Genomic DNA, 17,904 nt, shown 5'->3' with positions numbered 1-17,904 from the left:
CGAGGGCCAAGCGCCGCGGTCCGACCCCAGGGTTGCGCCCTGGATTTTTGGCGTCACGCCGCGGCGTCCAGGCGCCCCCTTCCCAGCGCATCCCTTAGCAAGCTCGGCGTCATCCCGGTCCAGCGCTTGAACGAGCGGCGGAAATTGGTGGCGTCGTGGAAGCCCAGGTGCCGCGCCACCGCGTCGTTGTCATACCGCCGCGTATGAAACAAATAGATCGCCGCGTGCGTGCGCACCTGGTCCAGTTCGGCCTGGAAATGGCTGCCGTGGCGCGCCAGATGCCGCTTCAGGGTCGCCGGGCTGACGCCGAACGCGGCCGCGCTGCGCTCCAGCGTGGGCGCGCAGCGTATATGCTCGAGCAAATAATCGTACAGCGCGTCGAGCAGGCTGGGCGGCGCCGCCGCCTCCAGTTCCAGCGCGCGTAGCGCCACCGCGGCCGCCATCGCGTTTCCGCGCGGCCAGGGCCGGGCTAGCCAGTGCGAGTCGATCAGCATCGCGTCCAGGTGGCAGTTAAAGCTCAGCGACGGCCCCAGGTGCGCCTCGTGCTGCTCGCTGTGGCGCGGCGCGCCGCGGTTGAAGCAAAAGCGCCACGGCAGGCGTTCGCCGCCGAGCCAGCGGCACAGCGCCGCCACCGCCGCCATGTGCATCTCGACCAGCAGCGGCAGCAGGCTGGGCGCGCCGAAACTATCGACCCAGTACAGCGTCGCCTGGCCGCCCTCGTCGCGCCAACGCGGCCGCAGCAAGGGGCATAGCCGGGTCTGGCACGCCACCAGGATGTCGAGCGCCTGGCGCAGGTTTTGCGCCTGCAACAAGGCGTGGCTGACGGCGCCGTAATGGCCAGGCAGCATCTGCTGGCCCAGCATGAAGCTGGTGTCGGCGCTGCCCAGCGCGCGCGCCACGTTCGCCAGCAGGCGCACATACTGGTCCGGACTGACCAGGCTGGCGGCGGCCGGCAGCGCGCCGGCGTCCAGACCGGTGCCGCGCAATACCACGGCATCCTCGGCGTCGCGGCTGCGCGCGTAATCGAGCACCAGCGCCGGCTGGTGCTGGGCCGCAATGCAGGCGTCGCCGGCCTGGCGGTAGGCGATCACGCGGCCGCTCTCGCGGCGGCCGCCGCGGCCGGCGCCGACAACTGGCGACCCAGCTCGGCGAGCAGCGCCTCGGGCGCGGCGCCGGCGGCCGCGCTGGCGTGGCGCAAGGTCAGCCGCACCGGGGCGTCCTTGGCGTGGTGCAGCATTTGGCCGACCATGAAACACAGGTGGCGCGCCAGCGCCTCCGCCTCGGCCGCGCCGGTGTCGGGCATCAAGACCGCGAAACGGTCGCCGGCATAGCGCCACAGCAAGTCGTCGTTGCGCAAATTGAGCAGCAGCATGTGGCCGACCGCCTGCAGTACGCGGTCGCCCTCGCGCTGGCCGAACTCGCGGTTGATCAGGTGGAAGCGGTCGATGTCGAGCAGCGCCAGCGCGCACGCCTTGGCGGGGCTGCGCGCCTGCTCGGCGCGGACCTGGCCGCGCAGGTAATCGGCCCCGGCCAGCTGCGTAATACGGTCGAAGGCGCGGTGGTCGCGGAACAGGCGCTCGCGCTTTTGCAAGTGTTCGTTCAGGCAGAACTGCTCCTGGCGCCAATAATACATGCCGACGGTCAGCACCAGCATGCCAAACGGCACCAGCGCCTCCAGCCAGTTATCCCACAGCTGCGCCTTGCCGACGGCGAAAAACTCGTCGAGACAGTCGGCCCAGGAGCCCAGCATAATCGCGCACAGGCCGCCGGCCAGCAGGCGCGTCACCAGGCCGCGCGGCCGGCTGCTGAGCGTCAACATAAACCAGACGCCGGACATGACGGCGGTGCCGCCCTCGCCGACGATATCCATCCAATGCCACGCGTGCGCGGCCTTGACCGCGCCGGCGCCGGCGTAAATGGCGCAGATAAGCAGCAGCGCGAGCGCCGCGGCGAGGAGACTGGAACGGTGCAGGGACAGCATGGCGGCGGTGGACCTTTACTGGAGTGTACCGGTAAGCATATCCGGGCAGCATGACAAGACAATGACACGCGGGGGAGGTGCAAACGGCTCACTATCGTTGCCGCCGCGCCCGCAATTGGCGCCCCGGCCCGGCGCCGGGGCGGGTCAATCCGGCTCAGCGGCGCCCCAAAAACGCTTCCGCGGCCCCTTTTCGGCGCCGGCGCAGCCCTGCTGTCACGCAATTGACATATTCGATCCCTAGAATCCGCCGGGTTCCCTCCCCTAACCCGACGCCAAAGACCATGAAAACCACACGACCAGCCGGCGCCCAGCCGCGCCAGCAAGCACAGCACCAAGGCCGCGGCTGCCGCCTGTCCATCCTGACCCTGGGCGTGCTGACGACGCTCGGCGCCCAAGCCCAAGCGGCGCCGAGCAACACCAACGGCGCCAGCGTCACCGTCACCGGCCAGCGCGCCAGCCTGCGCAAAGCCATCGCCGCGCAAGAAAAGGCCGATAACATCGTCAGCGTGGTCAGCAGCGACGACATCGGCGGCTTGCCCGACAAAAACGCCGCCGAGGCGCTGGCCCGCCTGCCGGGCGTGGCCGTGCAGCGCGACCAGGGCGAGGGCCGCTACGTGACGGTGCGCGGCCTCGGGCCGGACTTGAACGCGGTGACCATCAATGGCGCGCTGGTGCCGTCGCCCGAGGCGGGCCGGCGCGCGGTGGCGCTGGACGTGCTGCCGGCCGGCCTGATCCGCTCGCTCGAAGTGAGCAAGACGCTGACGCCGGAGATGGACGCCAACTCGCTCGGCGCCACCGTCGAAGTGAAGACGCTGTCGGCCTTCGACTTGCCCGGCACGCTGCTGTCGGCCAACGCCGCCGCCGGCTACGACGGCAACACCGGCCAGACCAGCCCGGCCGGCGCCCTGCTGTGGGCGCAGCGCTTCCTGGACGGCAGATTCGGCGTGGCCGCCGGCCTGAGCCTGGAAAAGCGCAAGTTCGGTTCCGACAACGTGGAAACCGGCGGCGCCTGGAGCGGCGGCAAACTGGCCGGCTTCGAGCTGCGCGACTACCTGCCGGTGCGCGAACGGCGCGCCTACGCCGTCAACCTCGACTTGCGCCCGGACGCCGACAGCAGCTACTTCCTGCGCACCTTCCTCAGCCGGTTCAGCGACGACGAAGTGCGCGACCGCCTGACCATCAGCAACATCAAAGGCGACGCCATCGCCGAGGGAAGCAGCGCCAGCGCGCGCGCCGAACGGCGCATCCGCCAGCGCAAATACACCCAGGACATCCGCTCGCTGGTGCTGGGCACCGCGCACACGCTGGCCAACTGGACCCTGGAAGCGCGCGCCGGAGCCAGCAGCGCCGGCGAAGACACGCCCGAGGCGCTGAACGACGGCCGCTTCCGCAGCAACGCCAACGTCGCCGGCGTCGGCTTCAGCGACACCCGCCAACCGCGCCTGAACGGCCCGGCCAGCCTGTTCGACCCGGTCAGTTACAGCCTGAACGCGATCAGCCTGCAACGGCGCGACTCGAACGACAAGGAACGCCACGCCCGCGTCGACCTGAGCCGCGCATTCGAGCAGTCGACCTTCAAGTTCGGCATCAAGGCCAGTCGCCGTGAAAAAACCAACGACACCGAGCAATGGCAATACAACAGCGCCAAGAGCGGCAGCGGCAACTACTGGGGTTCGGCCCCGACCTCGATGGCCGGTTTTGTCAGCGACCGCACGCTCGACTACGCCCTCGGCAACATCGGCAGCGCGCTCGACCCGGCGCTGCTGCGCGCCCGCGTCGCCGGCCTGGACCGCGCCAAGGCCCGCCTGACGCTGGAGTCGAGCATCAACGACTACACGCTGAACGAAAACATCGACTCGGCCTACCTCCAGAACACCATCGACATCGACGCCTGGCGCCTTTTGGCCGGCGTGCGCACCGAGCGCACCCGCTTCGAGGCGGCCGGCAAGCAGGTCGCCGGCGCCGGCGTGACCGGGCTGACGCGCTCGCGCGCCTACCGCGACTGGCTGCCGACCCTTCAGGCGCGCTACGAGCTGGACGCCAAGACCAGCGTGCGCGCGGCCTGGACCCACGCGGTGGTGCGCGCCAACTTCAGCCAACTGGCGCCCGGCGTCAACCTGGCCAGCAACACCGAAGCGGTCATCGGCAACCCGGACCTGGCGCCGCTGAAGGCGCGCAACCTCGACCTGGGTATTGAACGCGTGCTCGGCGCCGACGGCGCCGTGTCGGCCTACCTGTTCCGCAAGGACATCAAAAACTTCACCTACACCACCAACCTGGCCGGCACCGGGCAATGGCAGGGCTACACCAGCGCCACCTCGTACGCCAACGGCGAAACGGCCAGCGTGAAAGGCATCGAACTGTCCTACACCCAGCCGTTGCGCATGCTGCCCGCGCCGCTCAACAACTTGCTGCTCGGCGCCAACGGCAGCCTGACCGGCGCGCAGGCGCGCATCGGCCGCCACGACGTCGCCGCCGGCGGCACGCTGACGCGCGACATCCGCCTGCCGGGCCAGTCGAAGCGCGTCATGAACCTGATGCTCGGCTACGAACAAGGCCCGCTCAGCGCCCGCGTCGCGCTGAACTACAAATCGCCCTACCTGCTGGAGCTGGGCGCCGACATCCTCAAGCCGGACCAGGACCGCATCGTCTACGCCCAGAAGCAAGTCGACTTCTCGCTGGCCTACCACATCAACAAGGGCCTGCAACTGGTGTTCGAGGCGGCCAACCTGAACAACGAGAAGTACTACGTCTACCAGGGGTCGAAACAGTACAACGCGCAATACGAGCAGTACGGCCGGACCTATAAAATCGGCCTGAAAGCGAGCATGTTCTAAGAACACACCACCATGAAAAACACAATGAAAACAATACCAATGAAGGCCGCACTCGGCGCGGCGCTGCTGGCGGCCACGACGCTGGCCCAGGCCGGCGCCGCCACCCCGGGCGCCACCGCGCGCGCCGACGAACTGGCGGCGCTGCCCGGCGGCGGCTGGCTCAGCCTCGACAAGCGCGGCCTGCACCTGCTCGACGCGGCCGGCAAGGAACGCGCCACGCTACCGATGCGCGCCAAGCAACTCGACACCCGCAGCCACGCCGACGGCGCGCTGGCCGTCGTGCTGGAAGCCGACACGCAGCGCCCACTGGCGGTCATGGTCGACCTCAAGGCCGGCGAATTGCGCGCGCAAGCGCCCTTCCCGGTCCCCGGCTTCGGCGTCGAAGCGTCCTGTCTGTACCGCGACGCCCAGCAAGTTGCGCACCTGTTCCTGATCGGCAAGGACGGCCAAAGCGAACAATGGCTGATGCACGGCGACCAACGCCAACTGGTGCGCAAACTGGCGCTGCCGCCGCACGCCAAACACTGCCGCGCCGACGACGCCAGCCACACGCTGCTGGTCAGCGAATCCGGCGTCGGCCTGTGGGCCTATGAAGCCGACGCCGAAAGCGCCGGCAGGCGCGAACCGGTGGCGCTGCGGCGCCCGTTCGGCCAACTCGACGGCGGCGCCGGCGCGCTGGCCGTGCTGCCGGACGGCGTCGCCGTGCTCGACGCCAAAGGCAAGCGGCTGCACCTGCTGCGCCGTCGCGACGGCAAATGGCAGGCGCTGCCGCCGCAACCCACGCGCAGCGCCAAAGGCGCCGGGCAACTGGCGCTGCGCGCCGGCGCCGGCGGCATCGACCTGCTGCTGCGCGACGAGGCCGCCGGCAACTGGCAAATCCGGCCTCAGTCCTGGCAGGCGGCCAGACCGGCGCCCGTTGCCACGACCATGCCGATGGCGGTCATCGAACCGCGCGGCCAGACCGAACCGATGGCGCGCGCGGGCGACGCCGCCGACGACCCGGCGATCTGGGTACATCCGAACGACCCGGCCGCCTCGCGCATACTCGGCACCAACAAAAAGCAGGGCCTGCTGGTGTACGACCTGCAAGGCAAGCAACGGCAACTGCTCGAAGTCGGCCGCCTGAACAACGTCGACCTGCGCCAAAACGTCACCCTCGACGGCCAGCGCGTCGACTTGGCCGTGGCCAGCCAGCGCGACGACAACAGCATGATGTTATTTACCATCGACGCCCAAGGGATCGTCAGCGAAGCGGCGCGGCTGCCGACCGACCTCGAACGTATCTACGGCATCTGCCTGTACCAGCCGGCGGGCGGCGGCCTGGAAGCTTTCGTCAACGACAAAGACGGCAGCTACCGCCACTACCGCATCGAACGACACGGCCAAGGCTACGCCAGCACCTTGCTGCGGCGCTTCAGCGTGGCCAGCCAGCCGGAAGGCTGCGTCGTCGACGACCGCCGCGCCCGCCTCTACATCGGCGAAGAAAAGCGCGGCGTCTGGGCCGGAGCGGCCGACGCCTCCGCCAAGGCAGGCCTGCAGCTGATCCTCCCGCTCGGCCCCCACCTGAGCGCCGACGTCGAAGGCCTTGCGCTCTACCACGGCGCCAAAGGCGACTACCTGATCGTCTCCAGCCAGGGCAACAACAGCTACGTCGTGCTCGACGCGGCGGCGCCGAACCGCGTGCGCGGCACCTTCCGCGTCGGCTACAACTTGGCGGCCGGCATCGACGGCACCTCCGAGACCGACGGCCTGGACGCCAGCTCCGCCAACCTCGGCGGCGCCTACGCCAGCGGCATGCTGGTGATCCAGGACGGCTACAAACGCCTGCCGGACGGCCCGCAAAACTTCAAGTACGTCGCCTGGGAAGACATCGCCCGCGCCCTCAAGCTGCCTTAAGCGAAGATGACGGCCGTCAACTCTCAAAAATTGGTAAAACCGCACATAACAATTCCTGAATGGAAATATTTCTCGATCTGTTTCATTGTCGCTGATACACTGAAGTTGCCCCGGGGGAGACACCGGGTTTACAACAATATCCTGACACTGGCGTGCGTACGCGGCGCCGCAGGAAACACAACTCATACGGCACATGAATATCGCAAACATTAAAATAGGTCAGCGCCTGACGATCGCCTTCCTTCTGACTACGCTGATGCTGGGCGTGGTGGTGGTGATCGGCACCAGCCGCCTGCAAACGGTCAGCTCGGCTATCGATGCGACCGTGAATGACGGCTATGACAAGATCAGTCTGCTCAACCACGCCAGGAACGCGCTCGAACTGCAGGCCCGCAGCCTGCCCAGCGCCTTGCTGATGGGCGATCAAAATGATATTAAAAACGAAATCGATAGCGTCAATAGCAGCAGCAAGTCGATATCCGATGATTTGAGCAAGCTGGCCGCCGCCGTCCGCTCGCCGCGGGCGCAGCCGGTGCTGAAGGCGCTCGGCGACGCCGGCCTGGTGTATGCCGCCGCGCGCGAGCGGATGCTGGTCCTGCTCAAAACCGGCAGCAAGGACGAGGCCGCCGCGCTGCTGTTCCAGCAATTGCGCCCGGCCCACGCGCGCTATCTGGCCCAAATCGACGAGCTGATCGCCGTCCAGGCCGGGCTGATGCGCAGCGCCGGCGCCGACGTCACCGCCACCGCCCACGGCGCCGGCCTGATGATGGTCGCCCTGGGCCTGGTCGGCGGCTTGCTCAGCCTTGTCACCGCGTGGTACATCAGCAGCGGCATCGTGCGGCCGATTCGCCACGCCGTGAAGGTGGCGCGCAGCGTCGCCGGCGGCGACCTGACCGGCACCATCCTGGTCGAGTCCGGCGACGAGGTCGGCCAATTGCTGCAAGCGCTGCAGGACATGAACGCCAGCCTGTTCAAGATCGTCGGCGAGGTGCGCGGCGGCACCGAGACCATCGCCATGGCCTCGCGCGAGATTGCCGCCGGCAATCTGGACTTGTCCTCGCGCACCGAGGCGCAGGCCAGTTCGCTGGAGGAAACCGCCGCGTCGATGGAGCAGCTGACCGGCACCGTCAAGCAAAACGCCGACCACGCGCGGCAAGCCAACCAGCTGGCCCTGTCGGCGGCCGAGGTGGCCGGCAAGGGCGGCGCCGTGGTGGCGCAGGTGGTCGAGACGATGGCCTCGATTAAGGCCTCGTCGAAGAAGATCGTCGATATCATTGCCGTTATCGACGGCATCGCCTTCCAGACCAACATCCTGGCGTTGAACGCGGCGGTCGAGGCGGCGCGGGCCGGCGAACAGGGCCGCGGTTTCGCCGTCGTCGCCAACGAAGTGCGCACGCTGGCGCAGCGCTCGGCCGGCGCGGCGCGCGAGATCAAGGCGCTGATCGGCGATTCGGTGAGCAAGGTCGACAACGGCTCGGCGCTGGTCGACGAGGCCGGGCGCACGATGGACGAGATCGTCGCCAGCGTGCACCGCGTCACCGCCATCATGGGCGACATCTCCGCCGCCACGCACGAGCAGATGGCCGGCATCGAACAAGTCAACCATGCGATCGCGCAAATGGACCAGGTCACGCAGCAAAACGCCGCGCTGGTTGAGCAGGCCTCGGCGGCGGCCGCGACGATGCAGGACCAGGCCGCGCAACTGTCCGGCGTGGTCGGCGTGTTTAAACTCAGCGGCGGCAAGCCGGCCATGGTGACGCGCTTGCCTATCGCGAAAGGCAAGACCAAACCGACGCAGCTGGCGCTGGCGCGGCCGTCCGAGCCGACCGACAAGGTGGCCAACGGCGCCTGAACGCCGCCGAGGCAAGCAAAAACCATCGGCCCAGAGCCGGGCTCATACCTGAAGGTCTGGCCCCGGGGTGAGGCCGCTGGTTTTAACTATTTCAACGCCGAAGCCGACGGTTTGACGCAGATCTGATTGCGCCCGCCTTCCTTCGCCACATACAGCATGGCGTCGGCGCGCAGGAACAATTCGTTTTCGCTCTTGTACTCGGGGTACGCCGCCATGCCGCCGCTGAAGGAAAAGTGGCGCACGTCGCCCGCCTTGACTTCAAACGGGATCGCGGCGAAAGACTGGCGCATCGCGTCCAGCCGCCGCCATCCCTGCTCGAGCGTGCAATCCCAAAACACCACCACGAATTCCTCGCCGCCGAAGCGGCTGAGCAAATCGCGTTCGCCCATGTGTGGCGCCAGCGTCAGCGACAGGCGCTTGATGACGATATCGCCGAAATAGTGGCCCCAGGTGTCGTTGACGGTCTTGAATTTGTCAATGTCGACCACGCCGAAGGCCAGCGGACAGCCTTCCCGCGCCGCCTGGCGGATCAGTTCCTGGGCCTTCTTCTGCAAACCGATCTTGTTGAGCAGCCCGGTCGCCCGGTCCTTGCCGATCAAGTCCTTGTTCACGCGGATCTTGTTGGCGCGGTTGACAAGTTGCCCCGCCAGCACGTCGGTATCGGTCATCAGTAAAATCTCGTCGAAGCCGCTGGCCAAGGCGCGCCGGGTCAAAGCGGCGTCGGGCTGGCGCTGCAACAGCGTGATTTCGCGCACCGGGTCGGCTTCCAGGTTTTTCTTGAGGACGCGGACAATGGCTTCGGTGCGCTCGTATTCGGCTTCCGTGATGAGCACGATGTCGGGCTGCAATTCCTTGACGCGCAGATGCAGCGTCTGGGCGTCGCCGTGGTGGATGACCTCGACGCGCCGCTGCAGCAGCGCCGCTTCGTCCAGCCCGATCGGCTCGCCGAGGTGCATCAGTCGCACCAGGTCGCCGCGGTTTTTCTGGACGAACAAGGTGAACAACCTGTCGACGAGCACGTCGTTGGCGATCGGTTTTTCCGCGTAGGCCAGGCAATTGCTGTCGACCAGGCGCTGCTGGAGCAAAAAGCGGCCGCCCTGGCGTACGCTCTGCAGGTAGACATACGTGTGCTCGCCCGGCAGGCGTTGCAACAACTCGCTGAGCATCAAGGTCTTGCGGCGCTCATGCATGTCCGCCTGCATATTGTGTAAAGCGTCAAGGTCGATGACGCATAGGCTGTTGCCGTGGTCGTTCTCGACGGCCACAACGAAATCCTGCACTTCATTGAAGAAGATGATGTCGAAATCGTATTTATGCGCGCACAGGAGTAGTTCAGCCTGGTTGTCTTTGATAAAGAATATCTCCGACAACAGCATTACGTGGTTCCTGTACAGCGGCGCGTCGCTTGTCATGTCTGATCAGCCTTCATTGCCATGGTGGATAACTATGCTCGCTACGCCACCATACACAAGAATGCAAATCTTCGCAGCACTAAAGACGGCTTAATGCGGCGGCTATTGCGCCCGAGCACGAAGGAAATTCGATGAGGGTATCGGTCTCAGCGGGCGCAAGACTCGATTTTACCTAAAAAACCGCCATATCGAGGCCCGACCGGAGGGTTGTAGGGACGCGCTCAGGCGGCGCCGGCGATCGCGACTATCGTATGCCGGCGCCCGAATCGGCTGCCCGGCGCCGCCTCAGGTTCGGGCCACCCGCACCAGCGCCGGGAAGCGCACCAGCGCGTTCAAGCCGGCCACCCGCCCGTCGACGATACGGTTCTCCAGCGCGATCGCGGCGCCCATCGAGGCGGCGATTTCGCTGCAAATGGTCAAGCCGAGGCCGCCGCTTTGCGACGAGTGGCTGGCCGTAAACGGCTGGAACACCCGGCTGTCCATGTCCGCCGCCATGCCCGGCCCGCTGTCCCACACGCACAGCAGCGCGGCCTCGCCCTCGGCCGTGATGCGCACGCCGATCTTCGTGTCCGGCGGCGTGTGGCGTATCGCGTTGTGCAACAAGTTGGAGATCAGTTCGGCGATCATCCACGGCTGGCTCATTACCGCGATTTTTTCGGCGTCCAATTCATAGTCGAGGTTTTTTTCGCCGATCAGCGGCGACAGGTTGACGGCCACCTCGCGCCCCAGCATGGCCAGGTCGCACGGTTCCTGCTGGCCCCTGCCGCGTAACTGCTCCACCTTCGCCAGCGACAGCAACTGGTTGGCCAGCTGGCTGGCGCGCTCGACGGTGCCGGCCATCTCCTGCAGGATCACCAGCGGCGGCGCATCGCCCTGCAAGCCCGATTGCAATTGCGTCTTCAGTACCGCCAACGGGGTGCGCAACTGGTGCGAGGCGTCGGCCACGAAGCGCTGCTGATGGTCCAGCAGCGGTTGCAGCCGCGCCATCAACTGGTTCAGCGCCTGCACCACCGGCTGCACCTCCTTGGAGGCGAACGGGATGGCGATCGGCGACAAGTCCTCGGCGTGCCGTTGGTCGAGCTGGGTGCGCAGGGTCTCCAGCGGCCGCTGGGCGCGCGACACCACGACCCAGGTGACCAGGCTGAGGACGGCCACCAGTATGGCCTGGTGCAACAGGGTTTCGTGCAAGATCTTGCGCGCCATGTTCTTGCGATGCTCGACCGTCTCCGCCACCTGCACCAGCGCGCGCCCGGTCGGCTCGTTCGACACCACCGGCTGGAAGATCGCCGCCACCCGCACCTCCTGGCCCCGGTACAGGTCCTCGTAGATGCGCACCACGGCCGGGTAGGACGCGCGCGACTGCGGCGGCCCGGTGTACTGGGCCAGTCCGCGGTCGCCGGACAGGAACTCGCCGTTCAGGCCACTGACGCGATACACCATTTGGCTGGAAATGCCGGCCTCGTAAATTTCCAGCGCGGCGTGCGGCAACGTCACCTTCAAACGCCCGTCTTCGATGCGCAGCAGGTCGGCGATCGACTGCGCCGACGCCACCAGGGTGCGGTCGTACGCGGTGTTGACGGAGTCGAGCGCGTTGCGATACAGCGTGAAGGTATCGACCGCGATAAACACCACGATCGGCGCGATGATCCACGCCAGCAGGTAGCTGCGCGCCGAATGCGAAGACAGCGAGAAGATCATTGCCTTGAGGCCGTCGCGCAGGCGCGCAGCAGATAACCGACGCCCCTGAGCGTCAGAATTTCGGTGCGCGTGCCGGCGAGCTTTTTGCGCAGCCGGTGGATGATGACTTCGATGGCTTCGAGCTGCACGTCCTCCTCGAAGGAAAACACCAGGCGGAACAGTTTTTCCTTGGTGAGGGCGTGGCCGGGCATGGCGATCAGCGCCTTCAACAGCGCGAATTCGCGCGGCGGAAACATCAGCGGCTCGCCGCCATGGTAAAAGGTGTCGGAGCTGCGCTTGAAACTGAGTTCGCCGCAGCGCTGGACGGTTTCCTCGCCGCCGTTTTTGCGCCGCAGCAAGGCGCGCACGCGGGCGTCCAATTCCTGCAGGTCGAAGGGCTTGGCCAGGTAGTCGTCGGCGCCGGCGTTCAAACCGGCCACCCGGTCGCCGACCGCGCCGCGCGCCGTCAGTACGATCACCGGCGTGGTGATGCCCTGCGCGCGTATGCGCTGCAGCAAGTGCATGCCGTCGATGACGGGAATGTTCAGGTCGAGGATGACCAGGTCGTGCTGGCCCTCCTTGATGCTGCGCAAGGCGGAACCGCCGTCAAAGCAGGTGGCGACGGAGAATCCGCGCCGTTCCAAGGCGCGTAGCAGCGCGTTCGACATGTCCAGGTCGTCTTCGACCAACAAGATATTCAATTTTTTTCCCGCCGGTTCACGACAACAATAAGGTGACATCCGCCTCCGGGGGCGGCGCCGCCGGCCACGCCGGCGACCATGCTTTATACAGCCAATTTGGCGCCCGCGCCAGAGCGTCTGACGCAGCGCAAGAAAATGCCGGGGATTGACAGCTTGGCGACAGGAAGCGGACAGGGAGGCGCAAGAAAAGTGGGGTTTTCCGCGCTCGCCGATTCGTCAAAAATGACACGAGGCGGTAGACTCGGTTCACCTTCCGGATCAACCTCGTAAAAACTATAAAGAGACATCATCATGCGATTGATTAAATGCCTGGCAAGCCTGGCCCTGAGCTTCCCCGCGCTGGCGTTCGCCCAGGGTGAATGCGCCAACCGCGGCGACCTCGACGCCCAATACTGCGACGAGAACAAGGACTTGGTGGCCGACGCGCTGACCGACCCGAAAAAACAGAAAAGCCCGAATACGCTGGTGTTCTCGTTCACCCCGGTCGAAGACCCGGCCGTCTACGACAAGATGTTCAAGCCCTTCACCGACTACCTGACCCAATGCACGGCCAAGAAAGTGGTGTTCTTCCAGGTGCAATCGAACGCCGCCGAAATCGAGGCGATGCGCTCCGGCCGGCTGCATGTGGGCGGCTTCTCGACCGGACCGACCGCGTTCGCGGTCAACATCGCCGGCGCCGTGCCCTTCGCCGTCATCGGCAACCAGAAGGAGTACCAGGGCTACTCGCTGATCATGATCGTCAAAAAAGACAGCCCGTTTCAAAAAATGGCCGACCTGAAAGGCAAGAAGGTCGTGCATACCTCGCCATCGTCCAATTCCGGCCACTTGGCGCCGATCGCGCTTTTCCCTAAAGCCGGCCTGGTGCCGGAAAAGGATTACAAGATCCTGTTTTCGGGCAAGCACGACCAATCGATCATGGGTGTCAACTCCGGCGACTATGAAGCCGCCGCAGTGGCCTCCGATGTATACGACCGCATGGTCGAGCGCGGCCAGATCAAGAAGGACGATTTCCGCGTGCTGTACCGCAGCGAAAAATTCCCGACCCAGTCGTTTGCCTACGCCCACGACCTGGAACCTGTGTTCCGCGACAAGATGTTGAAGTGTTTCTACGACTACCGCTTCGGCGACGAGCTGAAAAAAGCCTTCGCCGGCTCGGACCGTTTCTTCCCTATCGAATACAAGAAAGACTTCTCGCTGGTGCGCTACGTTTCGCACACCGCTGGTGAAACCTTCAACCGCGCCGCCTACGACAAACAGGCCGCTAAAAAATAAGCCCCGCGACAGCGCGCCGATCCGGCCTGCGGGGCCGGAGCGGGCGAGCTTCGTCCACATTTTCCATTGAAGGTGATTCGCCATGTCGCACGCACTCGAAATACAAGGCCTGGTCAAGGAGTACAAGCCGGGCCATCCCATCCTAAAGGGCATCGACCTGAACATCGACGGTGCCGGCCTAACGGCGATCATCGGCCCGTCCGGGACCGGCAAGTCGACCCTGATCCGTTGCATCAACCGGCTGGTCGACCCGAGCAGCGGCGCGATCTGGTTCACTTCCGAGGGCCGGCGCACCGACCTGGCGCAATTGAAGGGCCGCGCGCTGCGCGCCAGCCGACGCCAGATCGGCATGGTATTCCAGGAATACAACTTGGTGGAGCGCCTGACCGTGATGGAAAACCTGCTGTGCGGACGCTTGGGTTACGTCAACGCGTGGTCGGCGTGGCGCCGCAAGTTTCCCAAGGAGGATGTCGAGCACGCGTTCGAACTGCTCGACACGGTCGGCCTGTCGTCGTTTGCCAACCAACGCGCCGACGCCCTGTCCGGCGGGCAGCGCCAGCGCGTCGGCATCGCCCGCGCGCTGATGCAAAGGCCGCGGCTGCTGCTGGCCGACGAGCCAACCTCCTCGCTCGACCCGAAAACCTCGTTCGAGATCATCTCGCTGCTCAAGGAACAGGGGCGCAAGCACGGCATCCCGGTGATCGTGAACATCCACGACGTCGAGCTGGCCAAGCGCTACGCCGACCGCATCATCGGCATGTCGGGCGGCCATGTGGTCTACGACGGCAGCGCCGAGCGCCTGGACGACGATTGCATGAAGCGCATCTACGGCGGCGAGGACTGGCTGTGAGCGCGCCGGCAGCAACGGCGCCGGGCGCGCGCGTCTCGACCGCGTTCCAGAGCAGCGCGGCGAGCCGGGTCGCGACCGTGCTGATTCTTCTATACGCGGTGTACGCGGCGACCCAGCTGGGCTTTTCGTGGGAGCGCTTCGCCAACGGCCTGGGCGGCGGCGGCAAGTTCCTCGCCCGCATGTTTCCGCCGGACCTGAGCAAGACCGACGTGCTCTGGACCGGCATCGCCGAAAGTTTGCAGATCGCCGTGCTGGCGTCGCTGATCGGCATCTTGCTGAGCTTGCCAATCGGCCTGATGGGCGCGCGCAACCTGATGCCGCCATGGCTGTCGTGGTCGGCGCGCGCCGTGGTATCGGTGTGCCGCTCGCTGCATCCGGTGATCGTGGCGATCCTGTTCGTCAAGGCGGTCGGCTTCGGCGCGCTGGCCGGCATCCTGGCGCTGGTGGTGGCGTCGATCGGCTTCATCGGCAAACTGTTCGCCGAGGCCATCGAGGAGATTTCAATCAAGCAGGTTGAAGCGGTACGCGCAAGCGGCGCCTCGTTCATGAACGTGATCCTGTTCGGCGTGCTGCCGCAGGTGCTGTCGCGCTTTGTCGGCTTCTCGACCTACCAGCTCGACTCCAACCTGCGCAACTCGACCATGGTCGGCATCGTCGGCGCCGGCGGCGTCGGCGGCGTGCTGTTCTCCGCGTTCCAGCGTTTCGACTACGACTTCGTGCTGACGATCCTGTTGACGATCATCGCCATCATCGTGGTGGGCGAAGTGTTGGCCAATTCAGTCAAAAAGGTGTTCAATGTCTAGCACAACCGTACCCTACGGCCCGGGCGCATCGGGCGCCACCGCGCCGCGCACCTGGAAGCGCCACTCGCTGGGGCAAAAAATGCTGCGCTTCGCGGTGTGGCTGGTCATGGCCGTGGCCGTGGTGCAATCGCTGCGCAGCCTTGAAATCATTCCCGAGTTCATTTACGACGCGCCCCAGCAGATGGGCGACATGCTTGGACGCATGTGGCCGGTGGACTGGGCCTTCTACTCCGAAGGGGTGCACGCGGCGCTGGTCGAAACCATCCACATCGCCAGCCTGGGCACCTTGCTGTCGGTGGTGCTGGCCGTGCCTTTCGGCCTGCTGGTGGCCGGCAACCTGACGCGCAACAAAAGCCTGAACCTGATGGCCCGCATCGTGCTTGTGGCGAGCCGTTCGATCAATTCGCTGGTCTGGGCCTTGCTGTTCGTGGCGATCTTCGGCCCCGGCGCGGTGGCCGGAACGCTGGCGATCGCCTTTCGCTCGATCGGCTTCGTCGGCAAGATGGCCGGCGAAACCATCGAGGAAATGCCGCGCGGGCCGATCGAAGCCTTGCAGGCGGCCGGCGCCGGCACCTTCGCGCAGATCTGGTACGGTTATCTGCCGCACCTGAAACCGGCGTTTATGTCGATCGTGTTGCTGCGCTGGGATATCAACGTGCGCGAATCGGCGGTGCTGGGCATCGTTGGCGCCGGTGGCGTCGGGATGGCGCTCGACACCGCGCTGAATCTGTTCCAGTGGCCGCGCGTGGCGACCGTGCTGGTGGCGATATTCGCGATTGTCATCGTGACCGAACTGGTCGTGACGCAAATCCGCAAGCGCGTATTGTAAGCCTACCCGCGGCGTCAATCGTAGGTCGGATTAGCGTAGCGTAATCCGACAACGTTGGCCGAAGCGGGGCGCGCTGCTCCCGGCCAACGTTGTCGGGTTACGCCCGATGGGCTAACCCGACCTTCTATGATGAATTCCAAGTCAACTGGTTTTTCGCAAATTTATCCTATCCCTTGTTTCGGTATCGGCGGGGTCAAGGGCGGGCGAAGCCCGGCGAAGCGAACCCTTGACGCCGCCGATACCGAAATATGCTGGTCCATGGCGCCATGACGCATATTGCGGCTTGGCGCCATGCCGACCTGTTTCGTTTTGGCCTTCGTTCATTGCCAGCGCTTTGCTTTCGTCGTTCGTACAGCCCAGTTCGAAGCTCTCGGTCATCATTGCGTGAGACTTCACGTCCCACCACCTTCTATCCGCTGGTTTTGCTACCCCAGCCTAATTCTGCATGCGCGTTGCGCTTAGTGACCTTGATGCGTGCAAGCCCCATCTACTAGGGTCGGTTGCCATGGGCAACCAGGTCGGGTTACGGGCCTGCCTACTCCTTGCTGCTGCGTAGTTCAACGTAATGCCAACTGCTGGTACTGAACGTGCCGCCTTACTCCCTTATGCCGCTCGTTTCAACTGCGCCCCTTCGGGGACGATCCCATGCTCCAGGTAGCGCCACAGGGCGACCACCAGCTTGCGCGCCACCGCGACGATGGCGATGCGCTTGCCGCGCTTGTTCTGGCCTCCCTGCGTGCGCCGGGCGAACCATTTCGTCATCACGCTGTCGGGTTGGTAGCGCAGCCAGAACCAAGACATCTCGATCAACAGCGCGCGCACGCGCCGGTTGCCCTGCTTGCTGATGCCCTGGTCAACCCGGCTCTCGCCGCTGTCGTAGGGCTGCGGCACCAAACCGACGCAGGCGCCCACCTGCCTGCGGTTCTCGAATTTGCGCCAGAACAGCTCCAGCACCAACCTCGTCGCGCCCACCGGCCCCACCGCCTTCAACCGTTCCAGGTCGGCAATGCGCTGGCGCACCTCCGGCGGCAATTGCTCCGCCATCCCTTTTTCCAGCGCGGCCAGTTGTTGCTGCGCCAACTCCAAACGTTTGCACTCCTGTTCCAGCCGCTGCTGCAGCTGCGCCGACAGCGGATCGCCGTCGTAGCAACACAATTCCCGCTTGTTCAGCCGCGCCCCCACATCGCCGCCGACGCCATCCCAGCAGCCGACGGTGCGCAGCAGCTTGCGGATCCGGTCGCGGTGCTGCTGCGTTTCCTTTTGCAACTCGCCGCGGTCCCGTACCACGTGCCGCTGCGCCTCGGCCTCCACCGTCGGAACACGGATCACGTGCATCCGGTCGTACTCGCCACGCAACCAGCCCCGCAATGTCAGCACCAGCTTGATCGCGTCGAGCCGGTCGGTCTTGGCCCGCCGTTTGTGCCGCTCGACGGGAATGCTGGCAGGGTCGCAGATCACCACCTCGTAGCCCAGCTTCGAGAGGGCGCGTTCAATCCAGAAGCCATCCTGACCAGCCTCGTACAGCACGACGGTGCGTACCTCGGCGGCCAGGCCCCACTTTGCCTTGAACTTCTCAATCTCCTGCACCGTTTCGTTGAGGCGCCCCGCCGCTGTCTCGCCGGAAACCGTCTGAATCGCCGGCTTCTCTCTCTTTCCGTCGTGCAAGGCAATTTTCCAGCTCTTGCTCGACAACTCTAATGCCACTGCAAAAACTTCGACTTCAGGCGTAAAATCGTTGGCGCGGGTCGGTTGCATGATTTTCTCCTAAGTTGATTCTTCGAACCTTCACTTTAG

Annotated in this window: 14 protein-coding genes; 7 read left to right on the top strand and 7 right to left on the bottom strand. The window is 65.4% G+C overall.

The features are described 5' to 3' along the window. Positions 1-53: 53 nt before the first annotated feature. Together JANGC3_RS0105160 and JANGC3_RS0105155 are read right to left on the bottom strand one after the other, a co-directional pair. Positions 54-1,091, bottom strand: a complete 1,038-nt coding sequence (locus JANGC3_RS0105160; protein ID WP_017875414.1) for an AraC family transcriptional regulator — start codon at positions 1,089-1,091, stop codon at positions 54-56. Continuing rightward, the gene (locus tag JANGC3_RS0105155; protein ID WP_017875413.1) at positions 1,088-1,981 is read right to left on the bottom strand and encodes a GGDEF domain-containing protein; all 894 of its coding nucleotides are present in this window, start codon (positions 1,979-1,981) and stop codon (positions 1,088-1,090) included. Before JANGC3_RS0105155 ends, JANGC3_RS0105160 begins: the two co-directional genes overlap by 4 nt. Before the next feature lie 281 nt (positions 1,982-2,262). On the opposite strand from JANGC3_RS0105155, the gene JANGC3_RS0105150 reads away from it, so the two are divergent. The 3 genes from JANGC3_RS0105150 to JANGC3_RS34045 all read left to right on the top strand — a co-directional run bounded on the left by JANGC3_RS0105150 (position 2,263) and on the right by JANGC3_RS34045 (position 8,566). Continuing rightward, complete coding sequence (locus tag JANGC3_RS0105150; protein ID WP_017875412.1) at positions 2,263-4,818, top strand: TonB-dependent receptor; 2,556 nt, start codon at positions 2,263-2,265, stop codon at positions 4,816-4,818. Positions 4,819-4,842: 24 nt separating this feature from the next. Beyond that, positions 4,843-6,714, top strand: coding sequence for a phytase (locus tag JANGC3_RS0105145; protein ID WP_232429657.1), 1,872 nt, complete (start codon positions 4,843-4,845; stop codon positions 6,712-6,714). Positions 6,715-6,907: 193 nt separating this feature from the next. Beyond that, positions 6,908-8,566, top strand: a complete 1,659-nt coding sequence (locus JANGC3_RS34045; protein ID WP_081611767.1) for a methyl-accepting chemotaxis protein — start codon at positions 6,908-6,910, stop codon at positions 8,564-8,566. A gap of 86 nt (positions 8,567-8,652) precedes the next feature. On the opposite strand, the gene JANGC3_RS0105135 is transcribed toward JANGC3_RS34045, so the two are convergent. The 3 genes from JANGC3_RS0105135 to JANGC3_RS0105125 form a co-directional block, all read right to left on the bottom strand. Next, positions 8,653-9,978 carry a GGDEF domain-containing protein gene (locus tag JANGC3_RS0105135; protein WP_017875409.1) on the bottom strand — a complete coding sequence of 442 codons (1,326 nt, stop codon included), beginning with the start codon at positions 9,976-9,978 and terminating at the stop codon, positions 8,653-8,655. Positions 9,979-10,263: 285 nt separating this feature from the next. Continuing rightward, positions 10,264-11,676 carry a sensor histidine kinase gene (locus JANGC3_RS0105130; protein WP_017875408.1) on the bottom strand — a complete coding sequence of 471 codons (1,413 nt, stop codon included), beginning with the start codon at positions 11,674-11,676 and terminating at the stop codon, positions 10,264-10,266. After that, positions 11,673-12,356 carry a response regulator transcription factor gene (locus tag JANGC3_RS0105125; RefSeq protein WP_017875407.1) on the bottom strand — a complete coding sequence of 228 codons (684 nt, stop codon included), beginning with the start codon at positions 12,354-12,356 and terminating at the stop codon, positions 11,673-11,675. Before JANGC3_RS0105125 ends, JANGC3_RS0105130 begins: the two co-directional genes overlap by 4 nt. Before the next feature lie 291 nt (positions 12,357-12,647). Here JANGC3_RS0105125 and phnD point away from each other — a divergent pair, with 291 nt between their 5' ends. The 4 genes from phnD to phnE (JANGC3_RS0105105) all read left to right on the top strand — a co-directional run bounded on the left by phnD (position 12,648) and on the right by phnE (JANGC3_RS0105105) (position 16,110). Then, positions 12,648-13,628 (top strand): phosphate/phosphite/phosphonate ABC transporter substrate-binding protein, encoded by a 981-nt coding sequence (phnD, locus tag JANGC3_RS0105120; protein WP_026132577.1) that lies wholly within the window; start codon positions 12,648-12,650, stop codon positions 13,626-13,628. Positions 13,629-13,710: 82 nt separating this feature from the next. Next, positions 13,711-14,478, top strand: a complete 768-nt coding sequence (phnC, locus tag JANGC3_RS0105115; protein WP_017875405.1) for a phosphonate ABC transporter ATP-binding protein — start codon at positions 13,711-13,713, stop codon at positions 14,476-14,478. Then, positions 14,475-15,281, top strand: a complete 807-nt coding sequence (phnE, locus tag JANGC3_RS0105110; protein WP_017875404.1) for a phosphonate ABC transporter, permease protein PhnE — start codon at positions 14,475-14,477, stop codon at positions 15,279-15,281. Before phnC ends, phnE (JANGC3_RS0105110) begins: the two co-directional genes overlap by 4 nt. After that, positions 15,274-16,110, top strand: coding sequence for a phosphonate ABC transporter, permease protein PhnE (phnE, locus tag JANGC3_RS0105105; protein ID WP_017875403.1), 837 nt, complete (start codon positions 15,274-15,276; stop codon positions 16,108-16,110). The genes phnE (JANGC3_RS0105110) and phnE (JANGC3_RS0105105) overlap by 8 nt, the downstream gene beginning before the upstream one ends. A 141-nt stretch (positions 16,111-16,251) precedes the next feature. On the opposite strand, the gene JANGC3_RS32375 is transcribed toward phnE (JANGC3_RS0105105), so the two are convergent. Together JANGC3_RS32375 and JANGC3_RS0105100 are read right to left on the bottom strand one after the other, a co-directional pair. Continuing rightward, on the bottom strand, positions 16,252-16,491 hold the full coding sequence (locus JANGC3_RS32375; protein ID WP_157406410.1) for a hypothetical protein: 240 nt from the start codon (positions 16,489-16,491) through the stop codon (positions 16,252-16,254). 222 nt (positions 16,492-16,713) lie between these two features. Further along, a complete protein-coding gene (locus tag JANGC3_RS0105100) occupies positions 16,714-17,865 on the bottom strand; it encodes an IS110 family transposase (RefSeq protein ID WP_017878279.1) in 1,152 nt (383 codons plus the stop codon). Positions 17,866-17,904: the final 39 nt, after the last annotated feature.

The organism is Janthinobacterium sp. CG3 (genome assembly GCF_000344615.1).
Taxonomy (GTDB): Bacteria; Pseudomonadota; Gammaproteobacteria; order Burkholderiales; family Burkholderiaceae_D; genus Janthinobacterium.
Note: the sequence above shows the minus strand (reverse complement) of the source record. Positions and strands in the feature narration are given on the sequence as shown.

Coding starts and splice junctions, on each gene's coding strand:
- JANGC3_RS0105155 (WP_017875413.1), bottom strand. CDS start 1,981: ATGCTGTCCCTGCACCGTTCCAGTCTCCTCGCCGCGGCGCTCGCGCTG.
- JANGC3_RS0105150 (WP_017875412.1), top strand. CDS start 2,263: ATGAAAACCACACGACCAGCCGGCGCCCAGCCGCGCCAGCAAGCACAG.
- JANGC3_RS0105145 (WP_232429657.1), top strand. CDS start 4,843: ATGAAAACAATACCAATGAAGGCCGCACTCGGCGCGGCGCTGCTGGCG.
- JANGC3_RS34045 (WP_081611767.1), top strand. CDS start 6,908: ATGAATATCGCAAACATTAAAATAGGTCAGCGCCTGACGATCGCCTTC.
- JANGC3_RS0105135 (WP_017875409.1), bottom strand. CDS start 9,978: ATGACAAGCGACGCGCCGCTGTACAGGAACCACGTAATGCTGTTGTCG.
- JANGC3_RS0105130 (WP_017875408.1), bottom strand. CDS start 11,676: ATGATCTTCTCGCTGTCTTCGCATTCGGCGCGCAGCTACCTGCTGGCG.
- phnD (WP_026132577.1), top strand. CDS start 12,648: ATGCGATTGATTAAATGCCTGGCAAGCCTGGCCCTGAGCTTCCCCGCG.
- phnC (WP_017875405.1), top strand. CDS start 13,711: ATGTCGCACGCACTCGAAATACAAGGCCTGGTCAAGGAGTACAAGCCG.
- phnE (WP_017875403.1), top strand. CDS start 15,274: ATGTCTAGCACAACCGTACCCTACGGCCCGGGCGCATCGGGCGCCACC.
- JANGC3_RS32375 (WP_157406410.1), bottom strand. CDS start 16,491: ATGATGACCGAGAGCTTCGAACTGGGCTGTACGAACGACGAAAGCAAA.
- JANGC3_RS0105100 (WP_017878279.1), bottom strand. CDS start 17,865: ATGCAACCGACCCGCGCCAACGATTTTACGCCTGAAGTCGAAGTTTTT.